This is a genomic window from Legionella cherrii (assembly GCF_900635815.1).
Lineage (GTDB): Bacteria > Pseudomonadota > Gammaproteobacteria > Legionellales > Legionellaceae > Legionella > Legionella cherrii.
Genome location: NZ_LR134173.1, coordinates 2,853,743 through 2,879,928, shown reverse-complemented (window position 1 = coordinate 2,879,928; position 26,186 = coordinate 2,853,743). Strand labels below are relative to the sequence as shown.

The following is a 26,186-nucleotide window of genomic DNA, read 5'->3' as shown; positions in this document are numbered from 1 at the left end:
GTAATTAAAAAATAACACACTTTTGCAGGACGTTTGAAGAATAGGTCAGGGAGCAAATAATTATGTCAATACTAAGTATTGCTTATTCAGGAATGAATGCTTTTCAAAACGCATTGAGTGTTACTGGAAATAATATTGCAAATTGGAAAACTCAAGGTTATTCAAGACAAAGCATTCAATTTGCTCCAAATCCATCCAGAAGTTTTGCAGGATCTTTTATTGGTACAGGCGTGGCTGTTAACAATGTGTATCGTAACGTGGATCAATTTGCGAATGCTCAAGTGAGAAGCACATTAAGCGTTAAATCCCAATATGAGACTTTTTATCAACAAGCTTTGGAAATTAATAAACTACTTTCTCAAGATGGCAGCAGTCTTTCTGTATCTTTGCAGTCTTTTTTTGATTCATTAGGTCAATTAAATAATGCGCCAGACAACGTTGCCTCACGCAATGTGATGATGAGTCAAAGTCAATTATTAGCAAGTCAATTTTTATTTTTGCAACAAAATCTGGATCAATATCAAGCAAACTCAACAGCGCAGATTAAAGAAATAGCAAATAAAATTAATCAATTAACTTCCAGTCTTGCAGCAGTAAATGAGCAAATAACGAACTCACCGAACGCTCCTAATTTACTGGACCAACGCGATGAATTACTCAAAGAATTATCTCAGTATTCTGATTTAACTGTAGTAGAACAGGATAATGGGATGGTGGATGTAGGGATTGGTAGTGGTCAAATGTTAGTGATCGGAACAACACAAAGATCTTTATCAGTTAGTTTTGATCCAATAACAGCGCAAGGTACTCATGTTTTATTAGATAATGGTGCGGGACAGACAGAAATAACAAATCAATTATCCAGTGGGACTTTGGGTGGTCTCTTGAGTTATGAACGAAATATTTTATCTAAAGCCAGTCAAACCATAGGACAAATGGCAATTGGTTTGGCGCAGACGTTCAATGCTCAGAATAGTTTAGGTATGGATTTAAATAACCAACTAGGACAGAATATTTTTACTGATTACAATACCCTGGCTATGCAACTGAATCGCTCAGTTGCAGCAGCGACAAATACAGGATCTGGGGTATTGTCAGTGAACATTTCTGACATAACACAAACTAAAATAAGTGATTATCAATTAGTTGTCACTAATGCAGGGTTGAATCAGGTAACACTCATTCGTGATTCTGACGGCTCCGCAGTGACCTTAAATTGGACGAGCAACCCACCAGCTCCACCCGCGGGACAAATTGTAGTTGATGGTATGACCATCACTGTAGATAACATCGCTAATTTAGGAAATAATGATTCTTTTACCATTATGCCGACACGTGGCGCAGCGGACAAATTTGCTTTGCTAATGAATGATCCTCGTCAATTAGCCCTCGCATCCCCCGTGCAAACCAGTTCATCCCTCAGTAATACTGGTCAAGGACAAATTGCGTTAGGGCCTATTTTAAATACTACTGGGGTCACGAAACAATATACTATTGATTTTATCTCTCCCACTCAATTCAATCTGATCAATGTTACTGATGGTATTACAACGGGGCCAATCCCATTTGTTCCCAACACAGATAATGTGATTCAGATTCCAAATGCTTCCAATCCATCTTATTCCATTACTTTAAGCGGGGCACCGAATGCAGGAGATCAGTTTACTGCACAGTACAATCAGGGGGGGTATGGTGATAACCGCAATGGATTACTTCTTGCTGGAATTCAACAACAAGATATTTTTTCTAACGGCACTGAAACAATTTTTGATGTTTATTCTGATTTGCTCTCTGAGACAGGAAGCCAAACCAATGAGGCTAAAAATCGTTCTGATGCGTTTCAGATTTTATATAAACAATCTGTTGATTATCAGGATAGTATCAGTGGTGTAAATCTTGATGAGGAAGCAGAAAACTTATTACAGTTCAAGCAAGCATATGAAGCTGCGGCAAAGTTAATGGAAATCGCCAATCAAATGATGGACTTACTCTTTCAAATAATGAGGTGATAAATGCGTATTTCAACAAATCAAATTTATCGGAATAGTATTGATAGTTTATTACTCAAGCAAGCACAGGTAGCTAAACTTCAAGAACAACTCGATGAAAATTTTTTAAAAGTGCGTTATTCATCTGATGATCCCATCGCCTTTGCACAAATTGAGCTCATGAACCAGCGCATCAGTTTTACAGAACTCCTGCAAAAAAACCGTGAAAGTGCTGATAGTGCTCTCAGTATGGAAGAATCGGTCTTAAATGATTGCACAACGAGTTTACAACGATTGCGTGATATTCAGGTTCAAGCAGGTAATACAACTTTATCTGAAGAGGATCGTAAGGCATTAGCAATTGAGGCAACTATTATCTTGAATGAATTGGTCGATTATGCCAATACAAAAGATATTAATGGTGATTATATGTTCAGTGGTGGGCAGACCTCTACATTACCCTTTTCAATGAATGCCTCAGGACAATATGTTTATAATGGTGATAGCACACAGCGTTTCCAGCTCGTTGGGAGTAGTTTTCAAATGGCCATCAATGATCCTGGCGATGGTCTTTTTATGCGTATACCTAATGGGAATGGTCAATTTACTATTAAACAGACAGGAACTCTTAATACAGGAACTGCAACAGTAAACGCAGGTTCTGTATCTAATCCTTCAGCTTATGTGCCAGACAATTATACCATGAGTTTTGCATTGAACTCACAAGGTAATCTAGTCGTTATGGTTAGCGGTGCAGCAAGTGGTAATGTAATTCCTCCATCAGGACTACCTGATGATGCCCCTTTATATCAGGAAGGAATGACAGTTAGTTTTAACGGCATGGAAATGGTTGTTTCAGGTACACCTGCACCTGGAGACGCTTTTTTGATTACTCCCTCTCAAAATGAATCTGTTTTTGCCACAGTACAGGATATGATCAATAACTTGAATCAACCTTATTCAACCGCAGCGCAAAAGGCAGCAGCGGCAACTGTGAATAATCAACTACTGGTGCAATTGGATAGTGCATTAAGCACCATCTTGGATGCTCGAGCCAATTTGGGTGCTCGCTTAAATCAGTTAGAACATGCGGATGTAGCAAATACTGATTTAATTGAACAAAGCAAAATTACATTGAAGCGATTACAAGAAGTCGATCCTATAGTTGCCGCTTCTGAATTTAAACAGGAGTTATATAATTTGGAAGTCGCACAACAAAGTTTTGTGATGATACAGGGATTGTCTGTTTTCAATTTTATATAGTTGTATATATTGTAGATTGGACCTTGGTCCAACAAAAGCTTCATGATGTATTTGGATTTTAGCAAATGTTGGGCGAAGGCCTTAAGGATGGGAAGTTTGCATCCAAAATTGCGCTATATCGATTCGTTTTGTGATCCAAATATCCTGATACTGGGTTAAATGATCTAAAAATTGTTTTAAGACAAGACAACGGTCGGGTTTTCCGCTCAGGCGTGGATGTAAGCCTATGGTCATGATGGTAAGACGTTTTTCCTGATAAAGATAATGAAATGTATTCATCAAAGAGTCATAATATTGTTTGGCGCATGAAAAGCCAGGCGTTGTAGTGAATCGAAAATCATTGCAATCTAGAGAGTAGGGGATGACGAGATGTTTATCAATATAATAAGGCAATTCGTCAGCATAACTGTCTGAGTCATAAGTAAAACCGCCGAGCTCAAGCAATAACTCCCGAGTATTTTCACTGCGCCGACCTGTGTACCAGCCTTTGGGTTTATGTCCAGTAAGTTTTTCTATCGTTTCAACACATAAAAGTATGTGCTTCTTTTCAACTCGTCTAGGAATATCGGTGTAATTTATCCAGCGCCATCCATGTCCCGCTACCTCATGATCCCGATCGGCAAGATAATTAGCAAATAAAGGATTCAGTATCAATGCCTGGCCTGAGACAAAAAAAGTAAGAGGTATTTTATAGTGATCGAATAGGCGTAGAAGACGCCATATTCCGACTCGACTACCGTATTCATAAAAGGACTCTACACTGAAATTTCTTTGGCCTTTGGCTTTGGGAACAAATGGAAAATCTGCACCACTCGTTTCAGCGTGTGCATCGCCATTGACAGGGCATAGTTCAGCGCCTTCCTCGTAGTTGATGACAAAATTGATCGCAATTTTTGCTTTATTAGGCCAGGAGAAGTTTTTTTCTTCTGGTCCATAGCCCACTAAATCCCGCATGTTTATCCTAATTCAAACGTAGTAATTCCATAAATGCCCACGGTAGACAGTTTTGGTGCTCCTTTTAAATACATTCGTGCCGTAGCAAATACTTTAGTCATGCCATATTGATTGACTAAATCAACCGCTAAGGGATTATTTTCTGGAATATCGAGATAGACAGTCTCACCATGAGCATAATCAACCAATTTTTCAAACAGTTTTTCGGCGATAAAAGGGCTCTCTGCAAACAATGGACCTATTTTGTAACCCTCAAAACATTTTCTAATGACACCATAACCTTTTAATTGATTTTCTTTAATATAACCAATCGCTAATGCTGTGTTTTGTTTAATCCAAGCGGATAGGAATTTTGGTCTGGTGGCAGGAAAATAGTGGCGGTCATATTGGATTATCTGATCCCACGATACGCTTTTTAGATCAACTAAATGCGAATCGATTTTAGGGGTTAACTGTGAGTTCTTTAATGCATAACGGGCATTACTATGGGCAAATTGATAGCCTATTCGTGCATAATTTTCGACCATGTCGAGCACACCATCAATGCCTGCATTCCGGTCTCCAATATATGCTAAACGGGCGCGAGTTAACTCCATCCCATAACCTTGAGAGCGGTATTTTTTATCGACGATATAAAAACCACAAAAAGCAAAATGTTCGTCATAAATTACAGCAGAACCCACCGCAATAATTTGACCATTTAATTTTCCAGCGAAGAAACCCTGAGGATCTGTTTGATAAAAACACTCTGCGTCATTTAAGCCTGGATTCCAACCTTCTTTTCGTGCCCATTCTACAGCGACTGAAACTTCGTCACGCGTCATATGTTCTATGCGATATTTGGACATGGTTTTTACTTTTTTGAATGGGTAATACTTAAATTAAATATTAAATTACCCATTAAAGCAAATAGCTAAGCTTCTCTTTTTATTGTGTAAATTCGAATCAATCTTCCCTAATTTATTTTCTTCGTACCCATAAATTAATAGATACTAAATGCCAAAATTTCATGTATTATGATCCTCGTTAGCCTTTTTTAAATGTAAGGAAGCATTATGAATTTCAACATTAGGAATACCTTAGGCCCCATATTTCTCATTCTTACATGCCCCGTTTTTGTTATGTTGATGTGGTATACCAACACTCAGCTTCAAGGGTCTTTGTCTGCTCTTTGGGGGTTATTGATCCAAAACGGATTCATTCAAACCGTTATAACTATTTGGGGACCCTATTTCTGGGGATCTGCAGTAGCATGGAAAATTATTTTAATTTTTACTGTTTTTGAGCTGGCTTTAATGCGGATATTGCCAGGAAAGACATTTAATGGGCCCATTACTCCAAAAGGCAACGTGCCTGTTTATAAAGATAACGGTGTTTTGTCATTTATCGTCACTATGATGACTTTTTGTGTTGCCTCTTTTGGCCTCAATTTATTCTCGGCTTCGATACTTTATGACAACCTTGGGGCTTTATTTGGCGCGCTTAATTTGTTTAGCCTTATTTTCTGTGTGTTTTTATATCTCAAGGGACGTTTTTATCCCTCATCAACCGACTCAGGCATAACCAATAATATTTTGTTTGACTACTATTGGGGAACTGAGCTTTATCCTCAAGTTTTAGGATGGAGCATTAAAAAATTTATTACCTGTCGTTTTGGCATGATGAGTTGGGGTTTGTTTCTTATTTCTTATTGTGCAAAGCAGGCGGAATTGGGTGATTTATCTAACTCCATGCTCATTTCCGTTGTATTGCAATTTGTCTATCTCAGTAAATTTTACATGTGGGAAAAGGGTTATTTACGATCCTTGGATATCATGCATGATCGTGCGGGTTTTTATATTTGTTGGGGGTGTATGGTATGGGTACCTTGTGTATATACTTCACCAAGTATGTATCTTGTTCTTCATCCAATTCATTTATCCTATGTATGGGCAACTCTCATTTTAGGTTTAGGTTTGGCAAGTATTATTATTAATTATCTTGCTGACAAACAACGACTTATTGCCAGGGCTACTCAAGGTGATTGTAAGGTGTGGGGTAAAAAACCGGTTACTGTATTAGCTCATTATGAGACTACCGAAGGCGATAAAAAACAAACGATATTACTTGCTTCCGGATGGTGGGGGATAGCCAGACATTTCCATTACATTCCAGAACTTGCAGGTACATTTTTTTGGTCAGTGCCGGCGCTGTTTACTCATTTTGCACCCTACTTCTATCTTTGCTTTTTAACTGTTTTATTGGTCGATAGGGCGTTCCGTGATGATAAACGTTGTTCTGCGAAGTATGGAGCAGATTGGAATAAATATTGTGAACTGGTTCCATATAAAATTGTTCCACTTGTAGTTTAACGTAAATGAATCTCCCATTTTTCTCATTGATGTACCCTGGGTGCTGCAACAGCGGAACCCAGGTTTAAGATAGTAATTAGTGAAGGCACTCCAAGCAGAACAAATAATGTTGATAAAATAATAAGGTGTTTTGATCCTATAGTCGTGTCTGATTTAATTCCTTAATAAATGTTCAACCATGATTAATTGCTATATTTTTAAGTTCACAAGTATATAATGTCATCTTTTTGAACTACTAAATGGGAGTGTTTTCTGATGAGAAAGAAAATTAATGTAGAAAATGTAGAAATTGGAAAATCTAAGAATATCTATTCTACGAGCAAAGAAGTAGTAATTTTTACCTTTGGCCAATCAGTTATTGGTGTAAGTGGACAAAGTGGCTCATTTTTTTGGACAAATTCAACGATGGCTTATAATGACTTTGTTGGATCTGTGGAATTTAAATCATTAAATCCTCAAGTTCTGATGATATATAGCGATTCGAGCCGCACAGAGTTTTCTTCAAATACACTAGAGCCTAATGAAATTGTCGCTTTGCTCCAGGAAAAATTCGATTCACCTGCTTTGGATGCAGCATATTTAAAAACTAAAGATAAAACTTTGGATGGAACATTCTAATTCTTATTTAAAAATCGTAGCTTGAGTGGAACACAGCAAAATCCTAGATTTTGGAGTATAATTTTTCATCCAAAATCGCTCTTTGATTTACTCGAGCTATAACGGATTTTCCCTTCAAACCTATATTCCTAAAAGGAAGAATGGGGTTAAACATTACGCCTAAAAATTCGGAATGGATACATAACACGCAATTAAGATCCCCCACAGATGGATATAATCGCCCACTAATACATTCTGGAGATACCATCCAGGTAAGCCTGCGTTTCTAATGTCACTTTGTAAGTATTTGATTATAGGTACAAATGCGACCACAAAGAAGACCATTAAAACATGGTAAAGAAAAACCAATTCCTGAGTGTTATGGTATAAGTACGTTTTATAGCGCATTTGCCAAGGAGTGATGTAGAGGATGACGAATGAAAAGAAAAAAACTTTAATGATGCTGGTAAAGTCGGTCATAAAAGGAAGTTTTTTTCGATTAAATACAATTTCTTGTCCTTCAGGATTTAGCGCATTAAATGACATTGATTCAATAGCCGCACTAATTAAAAAAAATACGCAATAAATATAAATGCTGGTTATCGTTAGTGAAGGCATAAGGAGCATAGATTAAGAGCAATGAAAAATTGTATATAATTTTACCACAATGTAATCCAATTGTCGATTCGAAAACCCGATATATAACTCGTCAAAATAAATCGGTACACTATTGGGACTGTTAGACCCGATAGTCTCGATGATTACTATTTATAAATCCTCAAAATTTGCTGGAAAGAGGCAAGAAAGAACAACAAAATTTGGATCGCTTCCAGTACAAGTAAATAAAACACCGGTAGGTTTACTTGAATCTTCGGATAATAAAATCTGATGGGTTAACTTCATACCACCCGCATCATGGCATGCGCTGGATAAACTACTAAAAACATTGTTTATGGTTTTAATTTCCCCTGCGCTCTCATAGGCTTGTGCGCATTGAGGGGATTGTCCACTAGGCTCAGATAGTGCTGTTTCAGCATAAATATTTTGGTAACTGAGTATCGAGAGTAGAAGTAATCCTTGAAAAAATTTCATAAAGACCTCCGTGTTCTATCTTTCATCAATTATAGAAGTGAATGGAGCAATTGAGAAATTAATATTATAGGGAAACAAATTGCGAGAACTCTTCTTTTTCTTCTACGCGCTCTTCGATACCCCCGATATTTAAGCACCTTAGGTTATTAAAAAACAACAGATCTGATGATTCGTTTATTGATAGGGAAAATTTTGCCAGAGGTCGATTTTCTTTATTCGCTAGGGATATTTTAATTTCATCTTGTTCTCGCTCAATGCTTGATTTTTCGATATCTTGCAAATCTATACATCGATCTTCGAAATAAGAGCCCAGAGAGCCATAACTATCTAAAGGAGATTTTTCTGGAGCAAAATATTTTTTTAAATCATTGAGCTTAACCAATGAACAAGAGTATTCTAAGTTTGATTTTCTCATGAAACGCTCTATGTCATTAATCCTTATATTTTTTTGTCGATTTTTCCCCATTTCTTGGCGGAAACGCTCTAAGTCATTAACCCTTATATTATGCGGCTTATGTGAAAAATCAATGTAATACAGTTGGTTATCTCCTTCAAGGAAAATAAAGCAGCGTTTAAAATACCCAAGCTCAGAAGGGAGTGCAGAGGGAGTAAAATACAATAGTGAATGATTCCATTGAAAATTATAGGAAAGAATGTCTTCTTTTATCTTGTTTCCCTTTTCTTTTGTGACCGCCCAAGCGAGTGAAACAAAGGGTAGACTGATCAGCATCATGGCCGTAGCGAAGAGAAGACGAGGTATGTTAAATACAAGAGTCAGTATACCTGTAGGAATTAACACAGCCTTTTCAGCGCCCTTAAGTGAACGAATGAGTAGGGAGGAAATGAGGAAGTGAATTCCCAAGGTTAAAAAATCAAAAATCCCAAAATGGTTTTTCTTGAAAGGATCCTGTTCTTTGTCGTGATAATTAGGGAATAAGTGTCCAGAGAAAACGAGAAAAGTGTCCGCCATCTTTCCCCAAAAAGTGGTTCTGTATGCTCTAGCGTGGGGGTACTGTTTGGTTTCAATCAGGTTTTTAATGGGATTGAAAATACTCATAATTATCCTTGTTTTTTAATGGGCGGAGTATATCCAATAATCTACAGAAGAAAAAGCTGCCTAAAAAATAAACTTATACTCTTCATCTTTCTCTTGAAGATAGCCGATATTAAAGCGTTTCATGTTTTCGAATAACCTCTGGCCTTTTGGCTCGAATCTTAAATGCGCAGATTATAAGAAGAAGATGGGCAGATATGATGATAAATGGTTCTAAAATCGGACTTTAATGATAAATAGTTCGGTGTGACATCATAAAAATTTGAATAATAATTTGAGAATGGGTCGAAATATTAATCTATTATTTATTTATACTAACCATAAAATCGAGTTAAATTGACCGATGCATTAATGAACACTCTTCTAGCACGTCAAAGTATCTATGATAGGGATCGGCTAGTTAGAGCCTATGAATTGCTTTATAGAGAGGGTCAGTCCACCATGGCTCATGTAGATAATCTGGACCTGAGTGCTGGTGATGCAGCTACCTCCTCAGTGATTACCCAATTATTTACCAATTTAAACATGGATGATGTGATCGGTAATAAACTTGCATTTATAAATTTCACTTATAATCATTTAGTCAATCAAGTCCCTAAACTTCTCCCTAAAAATCAAATTATTATTGAAGTAATTGAAAGCATCCAAATCGATGATCAATTAATCCGTAGTCTGATTGATTTGAGCAAGGAAGGGTATCAAATTGCTTTAGATGACTTTATCTATACAGACCAAATTGTCCCGCTAATTCAAGTTGCAGATATTATTAAAATCGAGGTATTGCATCAAAATAAAGATCAAATCCGAAAACAACTCAGCCTTTTGCAAAATTTCAAGGGTAGACTTCTTGCTGAAAAAATAGAGAATAGAAATCAATTTAATGATTGTATGGAACTCGGATTTGATTATTTTCAAGGTTTTTTCCTGAGCAAACCAGATCCATTAAGAGGGCAAGCCATTACTGAAAATAGAGCACATTTAATAAGATTATTCGGCGAATTGAATGATCCGGTAGTGGCGATTGAACATATTGAAAATCTTATCTTACAAATTCCAAAACTCAGTTATCGTATTTTACGATTAGTCAATTCCGTTGCTTTTTATAATGGAAAAAAGATTGAATCCATATTGGATGCAATTAAACTACTAGGAATTGTTTGCATCCGAAACTGGATTGGACTCTTGATGCTATCAAGTATTCATGATGTGGAACTGGATTTACTTGAGCGCACTTTAATCCGAGCTAAAATGTGTGAAAATCTTGCTAACGTTCAATGCAAATCGGATTCGCATCTAGCATACACTGTTGGTATTTTGTCCACTCTGGATGCGATTCTTCATGAACCCATGGACTCTTTATTAGCCAAGATCCAACTCAGCACCCAACTCAATAATGCAATCCTTTATTTAGAGGGTGAATTAGGGAATATTTTAAGAATTGTAATGGATTATGAAGTTGCCCATTTTAATCAATTAGAATCTGCTTCGGTTGATAACTCTCTATTGATGCGTGCTTATCTTGATAGCGTTAAATATGCAATCAAAACGATTCACTTAATTAAATAGTTTATTTATTTAGAATGAGCTTTCCTAGGCCACGGAATGCTCTATAATCTAACTCTTTTTTGTGTTTAAATCAGTTGATTGAATGTTTGTTCAATAATAAATCATGGAAATTTTCTAAAATGAAAATTAAAAAGAGTCAGAAACGTATTTATAAAGGTAATGACCCTAGGGCAACAAAAAAAATAAAGAATCAAGAAACATTTGCTTACGGAACTCATATTGAAGAAATACCTCCCAACCGACTCTTAATATTGGATGGGTACGTGTTTGATACGGAAGAGTTGATGTCTTTGCCCGAAAAAGATCTTTTTACTAATATGCATACTCAAACGGAGTTGAGTGAAGAGGCAAAAAAAACTCTGTTAGCCCATGAATTATTGAAAGACAAAGCCCAACAAAATCTTCCCCAAAAACACGATTTTCCAATGAACTTACTCACCGATGTTTATCAATTAGGGATTACTTTGCTTCAGAAACGTGATGGTAAAGAAAGTGTTGAGGTACTTGCAAATTTCGGTCGGAAATTAGATGGCGTCTATTCAGACATCAAAAATGAGTTTTTAAATAGTACCATCAAAATGAGTAACTACAATTACCGCGCAAAAAGGACCATCCTTTCAAGCATGCAGGTAAAAAAATTACTTGCGGATTTATCTGTGGGTAAGATATGCGCTCGTGCTGGTGGAAACTGGTTAATCCAATTGGTGCGAAGCGTTAATCCCAGTAGGGTTAACGAAGCTTACGTTTTAAAATTAAATCAAGAATTTATTCAAGCGACTCCTGTAGCTAAAGTACGAACTGCACCAAGAACTCCTGCCTTTTTCGCTATGGGTACTCTGAATGCAGATTTACAAAAAATGATGGAAAGCACTATTTAATTTCAGGAACGTCCAAACAACATGCTCGATTCCTTACAGAATAACCTGCGATTGCCCGATAACTATTGTATTTGATCCTTGGTGTTCTCTCTGGTGCATCGAGAGGTGATCTCAAGGGGGCTTGAGAGTGTTAGGTAGCAAGTTATTTTAGTTTATTTTCAATTCGTCTGTCTGGGATGAACCAAAGCATTGCAACGATTACATAAAGCATTTGGGCAATCCAGGCATACACATAAGCAAGGGGAATTGCAAGTACATAGAGTAAGATGGAAATATTTCCTTTGAAGTCATTGCCAATTGCTCGAGCCACCAGCGACTCTTTTCCTTCATGCGAGATCAGGGTATGAACTAGGATGGAGTAAGAAATAGCAGCCATTAAAAGGACTATGCCATAAAACGATGTTGGTGTGGCAGTAAAATGGTTTTCTCCCATCCATCCTGTGGCAAAAGGAAATAAGGAAATCCAGAATAACAGATTCAAGTTTGCCCAAAGAACTTTTCCTGAGATACTTTGGGTAGCGGTAAATAAATGGTGGTGGTTATTCCAGTAAATACCAATATAAATAAAACTCAGTATGTAACTTGAGAAAATAGGAATGAGCGGTCGAAGACTAGTAAAATTATCACCATGTGGGATTTTAATTTCCAATACCATAATGGTAATAAAGATCGCCAGCATACCATCACTAAATGCTTCTAATCGTGTTGTTCTCATCCTTTTTTCCTAATTGAGTAGGTCGACCAATCGTCTTTCCCATAAAAAATAAATTAATTCTTATCGTCCTAAGATATCTATAAATCAAATTGTAGAACAGTACTCTTTACCAGGCTAACTCATGGAAAGATTTTCGATTTCAGAATTGCTTTAGAACGCAATTTTCCAGGAGTTCAATTTTTCCCACCATCTTTTTCCATACATTTTGTATTAGATCTATTGACGCTGACCTAAAAATATGCAAAATAGATATTTTATCTGCACTTATTCTGATGTAGCGTCTAAGGTAATTTATTATGAGTTCAAGTTGTAAGCATGCCAAAATTTCATTGTTTAGTGCAACAGCGCTTTCTGCTACGGCCATGGTTGGATCAGGATGGCTCTTTAGCGCTCAATTAAACGCTAAGATTGCGGGAAATTATTCATTTCTTGCATGGATTTTAGCGGCATTATTGGTGATGGCCGTGGGACTATGCCTGGCACAGGTCGCCTCGATTTTCCCAGTCCGTGGGGCTACAGCTCGGTCCAGTGCCTTATCACATAATAGTATTTTTGGTATGCCGTTTGCGTTTGCAAACTGGTTTGGACTCATGGTCACGATTGGTACAGAAGCTCAGGCCACCACACAATATTTAGCTGCCACTATCAAAAGTGATACCTTGATGGCAGCAAATAGCCTCACGATTTACGGTAAATTGTTTGCGCTGGGGATCTTAGTCATTTATTTATTCATTAATTACTTTGGCATTAAATTATTAACCAAGATTAATAATACGATTACGGTAGTAAAAATTCTCAGCCCGATTTTTACGATTATGATCTTTTTGATCATGCGTTTTGACACAAGCAACTTTAGCTTAGATACCAACACTCAATATGGCATTGGCTCAGCAATTACTGCAATTATTTCAGCTGGACTCATCTATTCGTACAATGGATTCCAATTGGCCGTAGCTTTTGCAAGTGAGATGGAGAACCCCAAGAGGAACATTCCTTTATCAATCGTTCTCTCAATTGTCATCGTCATGTTAGTTTATATGTTACTTCAATTATCCTTTATGGGGGCAGTTCCTCATGACATGTTAGCCGGAGGTTGGAGTAGTCTGAATTTTCATTCACCTCTGATTAATTTAGCCATGTTGATGGGCGTGCACTTTTTAGCGATGCTGCTCATTGCTGATAGTATTGTGAGTCCATCAGGCACTGGATACTCTTATTTAGGTGGTGCTTCGCGAATGTTTTATGCCATGGCTAAAGAGGGACAAATGCCTAGCCGTTCGATTACTAAATTACATCCTAAATATAATTTGTGTCGTCGTTCCTTGCTCATTAATTTTACCTTAACTGCAATATTTCTCTGGAACTCCGATAGTTGGGCCTCACTCATGGTGATTGTTACTGGTTATCATTTAATTGGGTATATGGCTGCACCGATTAGCATGGGAGCTATCAAACCCAATACCAGGATATTTGGTTTAATCGTTTTTTGTATTCTTGGTGTCATGATGAGTACTTTACCAGCAAATGATTTTCTCAAGATGAATTTGTCCATTTTAATTTTAATGGTTATTTATGGAGGAATTCAGGTTACACGGCGCATGAAGACAAGCACATTACTCGTATTAACAACGCCATTTCTGACCTATTTGTGGTTAATTTATTTTTACCAAAATGCTTATTACATTCTTGTGATATCTGCACTATTTTATTTATTAATTACCCACAAAGAGTACGTCAGGTTATGTAAGGAAACTCAATTTACCTCCACAGATGCTGAGGCTGAGATGGTTACTCCTGTTGGTGTGAGTCAAGGCCAACAAGCTTAAAAAGAAAAGCCCGTCGAATACGGGCTTTTTTTTTAACTTCTATTTGTTTATTTCATTCTTTCTTCACTTAAAAAAACATATGATTTATTAAGATGTTATGCTAGTGTCCTGACTAGTTAATCTATTTAATCCTTTGAGAAGGACGGATGAACATTAATTCTACAGTACTCACTTCGAAACGTTTTATTACACTCGGAGCTTTATTAGCAATGGTTGCTACCATTCTCGGCGCCTTTGCTGCACATGTATTAAAGACACGGTTTAGTGATTTGCAGATGGATGTTTTTAAAACAGGAGTTTTCTATCAGATGATACATAGTTTGGCTTTATTATTTGATGGGATGCTTCTTGTGCAATTTAATAACCGATTCATACAAATTTCAGGATGGTTATTTCTTGCAGGAATTTTCTTCTTTTCAGGAAGCTTATATTTACTGAGTTTGTGTACAGTAAAAGCCGTTGGCCTTGCCACTCCGATTGGTGGTCTGTTCTTTATTTTTGGTTGGTTTTTATTAGCTATTGGTATACATAAAGCTTAGGCATTGAAAGAAATAGCCGCTAATTCAATCGGGAAATCAAACCATTACATCATTGTTTACAAGGAGAGTATATGAAGATTCGAGGGTTTGTTTTAATTTTGGTTACGACCCTACTCATACCCAATTTGGCATATTCAACATTGATTTGGAAAGAAACATATCTACCAATGAATACTGCGAACGGTCCAGTAAAACTTGAAGCCTTGCTGGTCTTTTCAGATGATAAGATCAAACATCCATTAGCGCTTATTAGCCATGGCTCACCCCGAAATCCACAAGATCGCCCTAATATGACGGCACTCTCTTATTTACCCATAGCTTACGAGTTTGCACGTCGTGGTTATTCTGTTGCCGTGGTTTTACGGAGGGGTTATGGTAGCTCCGGTGGCGGGTGGGCTGAAGGTTTAGGTTCATGTAACAATCCTAATTATATGAAAGCAGCCCAATCAGCAGTAGAAGACTTGAATGCATCAGTGGACTTTTTGGGCACATTAAAACAATTTGATACCAGCAAATTCATTGCTGTAGGAGTTTCAGCTGGAGGTTTTGCTTCCATTGCACTCACCGCACTGAACCCTCCACCAGGATTAAAAGCGGTCATAAATTTTGCAGGTGGACGTGGTTCATCATCTGATAATAAGGTATGCAATGAGAATGCTCTTATTTCAACATTTGCTCAATTTGGCAAAGGCTCAAAAGTTCCTACATTATGGATCTATGCGAAAAACGATCATTTTTTTAATCCGCAGCTGGCGAAAAAGCTATTTACTGCATTTACTGGTGCTGGTGGAAACGCGGTCTTTATCCAAGCAAATTCATTTGGTAAGGAAGGGCACTTTTTATTCTCAAAAGCCGGAATCCCGCAATGGGCACCTATGGTAGATCTTTTTTTAAAAAGTAATCAATTAATCCTTGTTAATTCACCACTTGTGTTACCGGTCTCTTCGTTAAAAACACCAGGTTATTTATCAAATAGTGCAAAAAAAGCATTTTTAACCTATAGGACTGCTCCACCCCATAAAGCGTTTGCTGTTTCGGAAAACAGGTCTTACGGATGGCGATCAGGTCAACCTACCAAAGAAATAGCGGAACAAAAAGCTTTAAAGATATGTAACCAATTCAGTGCAAGCGGCTGCAAATTAATTGCAGTCGATGAGGAACTCCTCCATTAATATGAGGGTAACTGGTGCACATTAAAATCGGTATCGCAAAAGTATAAAAAATTGCAACCCGTATTACCCTTGAATAAGACGGGTCTGTTCTAACAAGTCAATTCAATTACCGCACAGTGAGTGTAGCTAAAGCAATCTAAAGTCAAAATCATAGCCATGCTGTCGATACTCTTCAATTTAGAATAAATGCTCGGTTACGCTATAAATTAACAATGAGCTCATTTTGTGTTGATTGATAAACATCGACCCAAGCCAACAACAGGGCGTGGGATTTACTTTGAGTTGCCACAAACACTCCATATCCATAACCCGTTTAGGAAACTGCTTATCAACGATTAGTACCCTTTGAGCAACACGAAGAGGAAAACGTAATACTCAAAAAATAGAGCGTAAGTTTTTAACTTTCCGTACTCGTATCAAAAGATTAGCTAGAAAAAAAATCCGCTTCTTTATATCTGAATTCATGCATACCCCGGTCGCTAACGAAGGTTTCCCACAATAGAATACACGCGGTTTCGACCTGAATTTTTCGCTTGATACAATGCCTTATCCGCTTCATATAAGCATTCTTCAACCGTAGCATCCATAACATTCGAAAGATAGACGCCTATTGAGATGGTGTAGTTTATTTTTTGTCCTGATGGCACGTCAAAAGGACTCTTTTCAATGAGAGCCCGAAGCTTTTCCGCTACTTCAACAGCATTTTTCTCCAAAATATTAGGTAGGATAATGGCAAATTCCTCGCCACCAATGCGACCTACCAAATCAGTACTCCGTAAATCCTGCTTCAAAAACGTGCTAAAATGCTGTAAAACTAGGTCACCCACTTTATGTCCGTTCATGTCATTTACTTTCTTAAAATAATCAATATCTACCATTAAAATAGCTATGTTATATTTCATACGTCTCGCGCGTTGAAATTCTAACTCAGCTTGCTCAATGAAATATCTTCTATTATTTAATCCTGTAAGAAAATCTTGATTAGCATGCTGTTCTAATTTGGTTATCAGGGATTTTTGCTGGGTTATATCCATAATTTGCGCAATGAAATATTTGACTTTTTTATTTGTATCATGGACTACTGAGCCGGTTAATAAAATCCAAATGATGCGGCCGTCTTTATGGGAGTATCTTTTTTCTAATTGATAACTACTGAGTGTTCCATCTAATAATTGTTTCACATACCCAAGATCGGTCTCGAGATCATCAGGATGTGTAATGTCTATGAATGTTTTTTTCAACAGCTCATCCGATGTATATCCTACAAGCTGACACAATGCCTTATTAACCTGAACAAAACGTCCATTAATGTCAACAATTGCCATCCCTATAGCAGCAGCTTCAAACACAGAATGAAAGCGTTCTTCAGATTCCCGAAGTACATCTTCATTAATTTTCCGTTGGGTGATATCGGTAGATACACCGCACAAACCATATATCTTATGGTTATCGTCTTCTTCATATAGCGGTGTTTTTACCTCCCAATACACACGAGAATGACCATCACGTCCTATGCTGTGAATTTCTTCTTGCGTGGTTATCTGCTGGTAAAATACCCTATTATCAATCTCATGCAACCGTTTCACGGTGGCCTCAGGAAAGAAATGATTATCATCCAAATTTGCTAGTTCTGATTCAGAGCATTGAAACAACTTAAGCGTTGGTTTATTAGCATAGATATAGTGGTGATTAAGGTCTTTCATATACACATATAGTGGGATATTATCTAGCGCATCGGACAAACGTTTTGCCTTAGATAAGGCCGATTTCATCTTTTTTAGTGTAAATCTGAAATATTCTCCCACTAACGATAAAATAGTCCCATTAACACAAAAGTAAATAAGCGTTAGTATGGAACTATGTTCGTCAATGTAAACAGGCTGAATAAAGCTAGAATAATAAACAAAAAAACAACTAAAAAATGTTGCGAATATACCTGCATAAAACCCACCCCATAAAGCAGGGAGCATCACTGCGAGATAAAAAGGTCCAAACCCTAAAAAAATAGAATAATGACTCCATGCCAAGATACGGATTAATCCGAAAATAATAACTATTATGCTCGTTAAAACAAGCTTGATAATTATATTCACATGGGAAAATGGTTTCAAATTGCTCCCTAGCGCAAAGGTGATAGCCATATTATAAATGTAACACAAAATTAAAGGTATAATTTGCATTGACTGCAAGTACGCAACAGCAACAGGATTGTCTGAGGGTTGATGGAGCCTTTGCTCATGACAAGGTGACCCGAATTCTTCGATAGTTCTTAATAAAACCTTAAGGTTATTTGTATAAAATATGAACTCGATATTCAATAGTTAATCAGCTTGGGCGTTAACGTCATTAAGGATGCAATGTGAATAAAATTATGACCCTCTCTCTTTTCATTATCATAGGATTGTTCTGTTCGCAATCCAATGCGTCACAAAAAACATTTAAATTGAGTCCCAATGAAACGAAGCTACTTGCTAATAATACGCTCTGGACACTCAATGCGACATGTGTTGTTCAATGTAGCCATCCAAATAACAGTAAAATTAAAATTAATGTGATCAAAAATAGTGGCACTATCAATGGGAAAAAATTGTCCACAGGGCAGGGGACATTAGTTAGGGTAAAAAATAACAGCAGTGTCTCGGTCAGTGCCGAATCGGGCACCCAAATCAATCTTATCAATTTAGGCTCAGAGGAATTGCAAGCCGTTTGTTCTATTTAAGCCAATACAATCGAAGTCGGATTAGTGCTGTGTAATATGAGTATAAAAAATAAACTTTTAAAAAATTGAACGGTGATTTTGGATAAAAAACATGGCATCTGCTGGTTAAAACTACATCGATTATCAATTGAATTAGTTTTGAATTTGCAATTAATTATTACTCAGCGTTGAAGTTTGTTCCTTATGCATCGTACTGTCAAAATCCTGCATAAATTGTGTAACTTGTCCTTTGTCATTAGGATTAAGAGCTGCAAGTTTTTGATAAAAATCCTCGACCTTAGGGTCTCTTCCCCGTCTTCGATGAATCTCTTTAGTAAATTCAGAATCTGATTTTTTCCAATCTGCTAAATCAATAAGTTTTTCTAATATTGCGCGTTTATCCCCTGGTCTGGCCAACTCCATCATCATTTTATCTAATCCATTAACTTTAGGATTTTCTTGGCAAAATTCGAGTATCTTTTGACAAACGTTTTCTATATCTTTTTCACTGGGATACTTATCTCGCAAACTATTCCTAAAATGAGTGGTCACACAATTAGGTTTTTTAGCTAAAGCCTCTGTCTGTTGTTTAAGGACCTCAAGATCTTTTCCTTTTGTGAAACTTGCTTCTATGCTAACACCATTTCCTCCGTAATTTCCCACCTTAATATCTATTTTTGGTATCACAGTAATTCCACGGGACTTCAGTATGTTTTCAAAATTATTTACAAAGTCTCTGGAAGCACTTTCCCTTGCCTCATAAAATTTTTCAGGATTTTTTAGTGGAGGAGAACATCGCACCCGATCAACTTCTGCATCCCAACGAATTCCGTCTTTATTCATTAGTTTAGTTAAATTCGCTGCAATTTGTGTATTTTCTTCGAGTACCATTTTAGAATATTCCTCAGCGAGTTCCTCCTCACCTACTTCTTTCAATAATTGTTTAACCTTTGTAGCAGATGTGTAACCCATTTCAAACCACTCACCATGCGCTAATCTTTGTTTAAACGCCCTAACTTTCGCTGGATCTTTATCCGAGGCTTCACGGTGAGACTTTGAAACCCGTTCTAGAGTATCTGGATTACAATCATTAGCTGTCATTTTACTAAATAGTTCATTATGAAGTTCATTTTTATTATCAATTTTACAATACACACCACTGGCATCAGCAGTCCATTGAATGCCTTTTTCTCTTTTTTGTAAGAGCTCAGCGAGTTGTTGATGGATTTGTTCTCTTCGTGAAACGACACTGATTTTTTCTTGACTCATAATAAACTCAAAGGAAATGCTACTTCTTTTTTAAATATAGCTCATAATTTTTTGATCATGTTTTATCAATCTCGAAGTTCTATGACTCTGTGTTTAAAGAAAGAAAATGAATTAAGAAATTATGTACTATATTTATATAAAAGTTGTATTGAGTGAGATTTATTATGAGCAGAACACAGCTCCACGAAGACATAGCTAAATTATTACAAGTTAAAATGCAGGAGAATAATATTGAGTGTCAGTGGATTGCTGATGCTAATGGAGTCAGATGTAAAATAACTACTGAAAATGATGAGGAAGCTGAAAAAATATTCCAACAAATATTTACTGTATTAGGGGAGGCTGGTTCAAGTGATCAACTCAATCTAGTGTCAAAAGTTCCACGGGCTTATGGGGCTGATTATAAACCTGCTGCAATTATTAACGTATTAGAGAAAATAGGTGAGCCTCAAAAGGCAAAAGAATATAGGGACAAGATAAGTGAGGAAAATCAACAAGTTGCCTTAAAATTAAGTGAACTGATGAAAGAAAATAAAGTTCAGTGGGAGGCGAGTATTGATGGAGTTTTTTGTACTCATATCCAACAGGTCTCCACAACAGATTATGACAATCAAGGGAGGGAAGCGGGTAAAGAGGCATTTGAAGACACACTTAAGAAATTCAGAGATCATTTACCAGAAGAGGATAGAATTCCTTGGCCACATATTGAGGCCGAGCTAGGAATAAATGCAAGGAATGATTTTCAAATTGGTAAAGTTAAAGTGGACGCCGGCTATAACAGTGGAGAGGCTCTTGAACATTTAAATGAACGACTAGATAAAGCATTATTGGCAAAACAAACTCAAGCATCTACTTCGAAAACTGATGAAGTATTATCTCAGAAACAAGGCGGCGGTACTTTCTCAGATAAAAAAAATGCAGCCACTGAATATAGGGCAAATATAAAGGAATGTAAAACACAAAATAGCAGTATAGCTGAAAAACAACAGATATGTCAAAAAATATCTGAGTTTTGTAGCCAATATCCTGAGGTTAAAGGCATACAAGAAATGGGAAAAATAATTGGCGTCTCTGAATGGAATCGGGAAACAGCAGATACAAGGTTAACAAAACTAATCGAGTTAGCACAGTGGAAGAAGTCAGATAATTTCATTACGGAAGCATTTCATAAAGGAGTGCGTGGCCGAGATCCTCAGGTAGAGGCGTTTTATCAAAGACTTGCAGCCCTTGATCCTAATGACAAAGAGCAAGTTAATAAATTTATGGAGTATTTGGATGAAACCTTGGGAAAAGAGCAATCTCAACAATTTAATATGTAATATAAATAGTGATCGCAAGAACCAATGTAAACCCGTCTCCCTTATGGGCGCTGCATATCAGTTCACCTATCCTTTATCCACTCTTTTTCGAAAAAGAGGCCGTTGATTTTATTATAGTCATTATGCTATGGTCGTCTAATGAGGAACAAATACCGCTCGCTAATCCTATTGCTACTCATGAGTGCTGTCTTTCTTGCACCACTCAAAATGCCAACCTGTCCGAAACAAAAAATACAGGCACCGATAGCTTTTTCTTTTTCAGTAACGCCTTGTTCTTTGCAGCAATCGATGAGCAGTAGTTGTTTTTCTTCTTCTTATTGGCTTAAGGATGAATTTCATTTGGCTTCATCCTGGATAATTCGAAGCCTCGTGGGTCTATTAAGCTTTCTTCTCATTTGCTCTAAATATAATTCACCATTAGACGAAATTTATCGCCCTCCCATTTTGGTTTCTTTTTAATTTTTAAAATTCAAAAAATCAATTATTGAGGAATCAAAAATGAAAAAACTAATTGTGTCATCATTGATGGCCTGTATTCCCTTTTCTGTTTTTGCGGGAATTGGCAGTGCAAATCCTGCAGATGCATTGATATTTATCCAAAACCATAGTCCAATTTTTTATCTGACGGCATTCTTTTTCCTTGGTGTGCTGCTGGCATTTACACCTTGTGTTCTACCTATGGTGCCGATTCTATCCAGTATCATTACCGGCCAGGGTGCAAGTACAGGAAGGCAAGCTTTTAAATTGTCTTTGGGCTATGTGATGGGGATGGCGATTACTTATGCTATAGCGGGAATGTTGGCAGCATGGTTTGGATCTACCGTGCAAACGTTAATGCAGCAGCCGATAATTATTGGAAGCTTTAGTATTTTATTGACGCTTATGGGCTTATGGCTGTTGGGTGTATTTGAATTGCGCATTCCAATTTTTAATCAGGTTGCGTCACACAACTCACGCCAATACGGAATTATCTCTGCTACGGTGATGGGAGTATTATCCACCTTGGTTGTATCCCCGTGTGTCACAGCACCATTAATTGGCATTCTGACCTATATTTCGCAGAGCCATCATGTTGCTCAAGGTGGTTTATTGCTCTTTGTTTTGGCTTTGGGAATGGGAATGCCTTTATTGATTGTAGGGGCTGGTTATGGTCGTTTTTTACCGAGCTCAGGCCCATGGATGGTTCGCATCAAACAAATATTTGCCCTAATGATGTTTGCCATGGCTGTCTGGCTATTGAGTCGTGTTGCACCACCGTTTTGGATTAATGTACTTTGGGTTACTGTCTTGCTCGTGAGCTCATGGATCTTTGGTGCTTTTCGTCAAGAACATCATCTAGCTGGACGACTGTTGCAAGGATTGGCTTTATTATCCATGATGGGAGCAGGGGCTTTGGCTTATCATGCGTTTACACCCACTTCCATTCAGAAGCCTGTAATGCATGCTCCCTTTGTTATGGTGCATACGCTTGAAGAGATTAATGCCAAGTTAGCTGAAGCCAAGGCAAAAAATCAACGTGTTTTTATAGAGTTTTTTGCGGGGTGGTGCAGTGATTGCCAGGCTATGGATAAGTATGTTTTTAATCAACCCGAAGTCATTGATGCCATGCACGATTCAGTAAATCTTCGCGTTGATATTAGTGAAAAAACAGCCGCAGTCGCAATGATTCGTCAAGCGTTCCATATTTATGGTATACCCACTATGCTGTTTTATGATACGCAAGGACATTCACTGACTCAATTAAGCTCTGTTGGACAGCTATCCAAAGAAAAAACTTTGAAATTATTCACACAATTTCGAGGCTAGAACAAGAAACTTACCTTCTCTCCTCGGGGGAGAAGGTATCGATAGGATATATGCTAAAAATGGGTTTTAACTGAGTCAAAACCCATTGATTGAATAGTAATACTATCTACTCATTGAGAATAAGCTTTTTCCAAGGGGTTGAGTGTAGACCCCACTCTCATATTGTTGCCAGGTTTCAGCAGGTTTGATGTTGCATTTTTTTGATACCATGTGCCATCCGGGCTCATGTTTATAGCATCCTGCTTGGGCTGTTCCAAAGGCTGCAATCATACTGATAGCAATTAATGCAGCTGTTGATGATTTGATCTTCATTTAGAACTCCTTATCTTATATTTAGATGCAAAACGCATCAATATGATTATATTATCAACATTAAAAATGCGCAAATTTCTTCCATTTTTGAGCCGTACACCGTGACATTCATAGTGACCGTGTTTGATTCGGTACTCATAAATTACCGCTTAGTTTGCATTGAATTTTATAATTCTTTGATAATTAATCCGTTTTAGTATGTTCATAAGAGCAATTCTTTATGAATCTGCCTTGCCAGTTCGTTTTTTTCCTGATAACCAAACCTGAAGCATATAACACCACACCGGTGAGAATTAGAGATAATGTTCGAATGATTGTTGGTGTTGATGATGCATCATAAAGTAGGGCCTTACCCGCAGCAAAAAATAAAACAATCAGTACCGATTTTGCAATGAGGACATCATTTCTCAATGTTGAAACCTGTAAAATGATGAGTACGTATGCAAGCCAAGAGGCAGATACTGCTAAGGTTCCATAGTCAGTGGTAAGCTGGTAGAGGCTCATTATTGCAAAAAGATGTGCCGCTCCCAGTAAAGCATAACAATATTCTTCTTTATGACCCAACTCCTTACGATTTCGTATCAATAGGAACCAAATGCTAACAAAAGAAGCCCACGCTACAACCGACCAGGATAATGCTCTACTACTAAGCAAATGGCCTAATATATTTAAATATTCAATACCCAAAATTGCAGAAAGTGCCACGAATGGAATTAAAAGAGGAATGCTCCATTTAATCGAGCTTATTTTGGTATGTCCAAAGGCATATCCAAAAACAATCAAAGGGAAAAGCCAAGGTTTTAGAGTTGAGGGTAAAAGTCCAAGGTAGATCGAATGGAAACAAACAAGTGTTACAAAGGTCAATAATACGTTACGGCTATTAAAGCGACGTTCAGGAAGCCATCTTTTAGCTGAATAATAGAGTCCAATTAAAAGGGCTGCTGCAGCTAGAGAGCCACACGAGGCTATAGTCTGATCAATACGGCTGAGATAATAATATTCCATTGCATAGAAAATAAGTAATACAGGGAAAAGACTCCAAGATTCTTTCTCAGTAAGTTGTTTCTTGGTCAATTGAGTATAAAAGAGGGTGCCTATTGAGTAGATAAAAAAATTAATAGCAAGTACTGCAGCAATTAATACATCTTGATCCAGCTTTAGCCCAATCACCGCAGTGATTGATATTGCTAAGTACGCTGAAATCATCGTTAAGGTGCGTGACTCCACCCAAATAGCAAGGGTTGCGAAGTTTAAAGAACAAATTGTGAAGTAATATAAAGAAAATAAAGTATTATTTTCAACGCCTGAAACAATGGGAACAATATAAGCACCCAAGGCAGCTATAATGGCATAAATATCATGCCTAAACCTTAGATAAAACAAAATTGAAATTCCAGAGACAATGGTGGTGATGGCAATAACCGTTTGAAATGAAATGAATAGATAATACTGATATGCAGCAAAACCAGTAAAATAAAGTACGGTGGCACCTGCAGCTGGTAAAAAACATGCGTATATTCTATCTGCAGTGGAAATAACAATCCCTCCTGTAAATAATGCCATTCCAAACAGAGTAGCTACGCCAAGCTGTTTTTCATGAGTTAGCCATCCTGATTCAATGGATAATTTAACTATGAAACAAGCAGCTAAAATAAAACATACTGAGGCGACTAATCCCAGCCAATTTCCTGACATCGGTTTCGGTGTTGATTTGGAGCGGTCTACACTTTTTTTATTTTTAATTAACTTAGATTGCTTTACTGGCGAGATTGGCGATACACTGCCAATAATTTTTTCAACTGTAGATACGCGGGTGTCCAGGGCCTGTAAGCTTTTTTCAATATCAACTGATTTCAAAGAAATATCCTACGTACATAGTAACAATTGCTCAATTTTACACCATTTTGCTGGTTCTTTTCGAGTATTCTTTTGAATAATTTATACATAAAGTCGATTTTTATTGGATTTTTAATCGTGTACTCACTGTCGATGAAGGCCAAGCAAAAATAAAAAATAAAAATTGTTCGAGTCAAGACTGTTTTTTTATTTTTTATTTGTTAAGATAACTAGGTCTATGCTCTTTTCAAACATCCGTGTGTGGATATCTACGCTCAATCCACTACAGAATTGCTACTTAACGCCTGCCCTCAAACCAGACCCCATCTCGTTTATTTTTCTTTTAAAGTGCAATATTCCTTTGTGAGTTATTCACATTTTCTGTGGATAAGTCTGTTTATAGTCTGTCTAACTCTATGTAGAATTTAGAAAATTAATGGCTGATACATCATTTTCCAGAGTGTTATTTATGAAGTGAAGAAAATGATATAGATCATGAATTAATCTCACAAAACTTGACCATCATTTACTTGATTTGGTCTTCTAGCCAAAATTTCAATAATGAGGTTACTGCTTGAGGCTGCTCAACATGGAGCATATGACCACAATCTTCAATAATTGCTAATTTTGCTGAAGGAATCGCCTCTTTCATAGATTGTTGTGACTCTAAAGTAAATGCACTATCTTGCCTGCCGTACATAATTAATGTTGGACAAACAATTTGATGAAGCTGTGCCGTAGTTGATTGGCTATTGAGCATCGCTCTAGTTTGATTCAAGAAACCTTGTTTAGGAAATTTTGCTTGCCCTTCGAAAAGAGTACTCATCAAAATTTTATCATTACTGCGGGAAGGGTGGACACTGGTTGAACTCACCTCATGGAGAAATTTTCAAGATTGTTGTTTTCAATAGATAAAACAATTTCATGACACGCATCACCAGCTCAACTCTT

Annotated in this window: 24 protein-coding genes and 1 pseudogene; 14 read left to right on the top strand and 11 right to left on the bottom strand. The window is 37.2% G+C overall.

Annotated features, from left to right (window positions below):
* Positions 1 to 62: 62 nt before the first annotated feature.
* Both flgK and flgL read left to right on the top strand, forming a co-directional pair.
* Positions 63 to 2,009: a flagellar hook-associated protein FlgK gene (gene flgK / locus EL022_RS12225; RefSeq protein WP_028380298.1), complete on the top strand. Its 1,947-nt coding sequence runs from the start codon at positions 63 to 65 to the stop codon at positions 2,007 to 2,009.
* A 3-nt stretch (positions 2,010 to 2,012) separates the two neighbouring features.
* Positions 2,013 to 3,251: a flagellar hook-associated protein FlgL gene (gene flgL, locus EL022_RS12220; RefSeq protein ID WP_028380299.1), complete on the top strand. Its 1,239-nt coding sequence runs from the start codon at positions 2,013 to 2,015 to the stop codon at positions 3,249 to 3,251.
* Between the two features lie 81 nt (positions 3,252 to 3,332).
* Here flgL and EL022_RS12215 read toward each other — a convergent pair whose 3' ends face one another.
* Positions 3,333 to 4,205, bottom strand: a complete 873-nt coding sequence (locus tag EL022_RS12215) for a polysaccharide deacetylase family protein (protein WP_028380300.1) — start codon at positions 4,203 to 4,205, stop codon at positions 3,333 to 3,335.
* 2 nt (positions 4,206 to 4,207) lie between these two features.
* Positions 4,208 to 5,053 carry a GNAT family N-acetyltransferase gene (locus tag EL022_RS12210; protein WP_028380301.1) on the bottom strand — a complete coding sequence of 282 codons (846 nt, stop codon included), beginning with the start codon at positions 5,051 to 5,053 and terminating at the stop codon, positions 4,208 to 4,210.
* Between the two features lie 207 nt (positions 5,054 to 5,260).
* Here EL022_RS12210 and EL022_RS12205 point away from each other — a divergent pair, with 207 nt between their 5' ends.
* Positions 5,261 to 6,556 carry a phosphatidylethanolamine N-methyltransferase family domain-containing protein gene (locus tag EL022_RS12205; RefSeq protein WP_028380302.1) on the top strand — a complete coding sequence of 432 codons (1,296 nt, stop codon included), beginning with the start codon at positions 5,261 to 5,263 and terminating at the stop codon, positions 6,554 to 6,556.
* Between the two features lie 255 nt (positions 6,557 to 6,811).
* Positions 6,812 to 7,174, top strand: a complete 363-nt coding sequence (locus EL022_RS12200) for a hypothetical protein (RefSeq protein ID WP_028380303.1) — start codon at positions 6,812 to 6,814, stop codon at positions 7,172 to 7,174.
* Between the two features lie 159 nt (positions 7,175 to 7,333).
* On the opposite strand, the gene EL022_RS12195 is transcribed toward EL022_RS12200, so the two are convergent.
* The 3 genes from EL022_RS12195 to EL022_RS12185 form a co-directional block, all read right to left on the bottom strand.
* The gene (locus EL022_RS12195) at positions 7,334 to 7,771 is read right to left on the bottom strand and encodes a hypothetical protein (protein WP_028380304.1); all 438 of its coding nucleotides are present in this window, start codon (positions 7,769 to 7,771) and stop codon (positions 7,334 to 7,336) included.
* Between the two features lie 150 nt (positions 7,772 to 7,921).
* Entirely contained in the window at positions 7,922 to 8,245 is a 324-nt protein-coding gene (locus EL022_RS12190; RefSeq protein ID WP_028380305.1) for a hypothetical protein, read from the bottom strand.
* 64 nt (positions 8,246 to 8,309) lie between these two features.
* Entirely contained in the window at positions 8,310 to 9,302 is a 993-nt protein-coding gene (locus EL022_RS12185; RefSeq protein WP_028380306.1) for a hypothetical protein, read from the bottom strand.
* A 348-nt stretch (positions 9,303 to 9,650) separates the two neighbouring features.
* Here EL022_RS12185 and EL022_RS12180 point away from each other — a divergent pair, with 348 nt between their 5' ends.
* Together EL022_RS12180 and EL022_RS12175 are read left to right on the top strand one after the other, a co-directional pair.
* Positions 9,651 to 10,865 carry an EAL and HDOD domain-containing protein gene (locus EL022_RS12180; RefSeq protein ID WP_035900428.1) on the top strand — a complete coding sequence of 405 codons (1,215 nt, stop codon included), beginning with the start codon at positions 9,651 to 9,653 and terminating at the stop codon, positions 10,863 to 10,865.
* Positions 10,866 to 10,984: 119 nt separating this feature from the next.
* Positions 10,985 to 11,743 (top strand): hypothetical protein, encoded by a 759-nt coding sequence (locus EL022_RS12175; RefSeq protein WP_051544408.1) that lies wholly within the window; start codon positions 10,985 to 10,987, stop codon positions 11,741 to 11,743.
* Positions 11,744 to 11,885: 142 nt separating this feature from the next.
* On the opposite strand, the gene EL022_RS12170 is transcribed toward EL022_RS12175, so the two are convergent.
* Positions 11,886 to 12,458 (bottom strand): TMEM175 family protein, encoded by a 573-nt coding sequence (locus EL022_RS12170; RefSeq protein ID WP_028380308.1) that lies wholly within the window; start codon positions 12,456 to 12,458, stop codon positions 11,886 to 11,888.
* Positions 12,459 to 12,754: 296 nt separating this feature from the next.
* Between EL022_RS12170 and EL022_RS12165 the strand changes: the two genes are divergently transcribed.
* The 4 genes and pseudogenes from EL022_RS12165 to EL022_RS12150 form a co-directional block, all read left to right on the top strand.
* A complete protein-coding gene (locus tag EL022_RS12165; RefSeq protein WP_028380309.1) occupies positions 12,755 to 14,284 on the top strand; it encodes an APC family permease in 1,530 nt (509 codons plus the stop codon).
* 146 nt (positions 14,285 to 14,430) lie between these two features.
* Positions 14,431 to 14,823, top strand: coding sequence for a DUF423 domain-containing protein (locus tag EL022_RS12160; RefSeq protein ID WP_035900429.1), 393 nt, complete (start codon positions 14,431 to 14,433; stop codon positions 14,821 to 14,823).
* Between the two features lie 71 nt (positions 14,824 to 14,894).
* Positions 14,895 to 15,995, top strand: a complete 1,101-nt coding sequence (locus EL022_RS12155; protein WP_028380311.1) for a serine aminopeptidase domain-containing protein — start codon at positions 14,895 to 14,897, stop codon at positions 15,993 to 15,995.
* 373 nt (positions 15,996 to 16,368) lie between these two features.
* Positions 16,369 to 16,497: pseudogene (locus EL022_RS12150) on the top strand (IS1 family transposase); the annotation flags it as partial.
* Here EL022_RS12150 and EL022_RS12145 read toward each other — a convergent pair.
* Entirely contained in the window at positions 16,475 to 18,106 is a 1,632-nt protein-coding gene (locus EL022_RS12145) for a diguanylate cyclase (RefSeq protein WP_237761300.1), read from the bottom strand. The pseudogene EL022_RS12150 and the gene EL022_RS12145 sit on opposite strands and share 23 nt — an antisense overlap.
* A 248-nt stretch (positions 18,107 to 18,354) precedes the next feature.
* Here EL022_RS12145 and EL022_RS12140 point away from each other — a divergent pair, with 248 nt between their 5' ends.
* Positions 18,355 to 18,714, top strand: a complete 360-nt coding sequence (locus EL022_RS12140; protein ID WP_028380313.1) for a hypothetical protein — start codon at positions 18,355 to 18,357, stop codon at positions 18,712 to 18,714.
* 150 nt (positions 18,715 to 18,864) lie between these two features.
* On the opposite strand, the gene EL022_RS12135 is transcribed toward EL022_RS12140, so the two are convergent.
* On the bottom strand, positions 18,865 to 19,962 hold the full coding sequence (locus EL022_RS12135) for a hypothetical protein (RefSeq protein WP_028380314.1): 1,098 nt from the start codon (positions 19,960 to 19,962) through the stop codon (positions 18,865 to 18,867).
* Positions 19,963 to 20,126: 164 nt separating this feature from the next.
* Between EL022_RS12135 and EL022_RS12130 the strand changes: the two genes are divergently transcribed.
* The 3 genes from EL022_RS12130 to dsbD all read left to right on the top strand — a co-directional run bounded on the left by EL022_RS12130 (position 20,127) and on the right by dsbD (position 23,087).
* A complete protein-coding gene (locus EL022_RS12130) occupies positions 20,127 to 21,281 on the top strand; it encodes a hypothetical protein (protein ID WP_028380315.1) in 1,155 nt (384 codons plus the stop codon).
* Between the two features lie 8 nt (positions 21,282 to 21,289).
* Entirely contained in the window at positions 21,290 to 21,580 is a 291-nt protein-coding gene (locus EL022_RS16150) for a hypothetical protein (protein WP_197718063.1), read from the top strand.
* Between the two features lie 199 nt (positions 21,581 to 21,779).
* Entirely contained in the window at positions 21,780 to 23,087 is a 1,308-nt protein-coding gene (gene dsbD, locus EL022_RS12120) for a protein-disulfide reductase DsbD (RefSeq protein WP_028380317.1), read from the top strand.
* 102 nt (positions 23,088 to 23,189) lie between these two features.
* Here dsbD and EL022_RS12115 read toward each other — a convergent pair whose 3' ends face one another.
* The 3 genes from EL022_RS12115 to EL022_RS12105 form a co-directional block, all read right to left on the bottom strand.
* Positions 23,190 to 23,399: a hypothetical protein gene (locus EL022_RS12115; RefSeq protein ID WP_028380318.1), complete on the bottom strand. Its 210-nt coding sequence runs from the start codon at positions 23,397 to 23,399 to the stop codon at positions 23,190 to 23,192.
* Positions 23,400 to 23,582: 183 nt separating this feature from the next.
* Positions 23,583 to 25,256, bottom strand: coding sequence for a DUF2339 domain-containing protein (locus EL022_RS12110; RefSeq protein ID WP_028380319.1), 1,674 nt, complete (start codon positions 25,254 to 25,256; stop codon positions 23,583 to 23,585).
* Positions 25,257 to 25,761: 505 nt separating this feature from the next.
* Complete coding sequence (locus EL022_RS12105; protein ID WP_028380320.1) at positions 25,762 to 26,061, bottom strand: alpha/beta fold hydrolase; 300 nt, start codon at positions 26,059 to 26,061, stop codon at positions 25,762 to 25,764.
* Positions 26,062 to 26,186 lie beyond the last annotated feature (125 nt).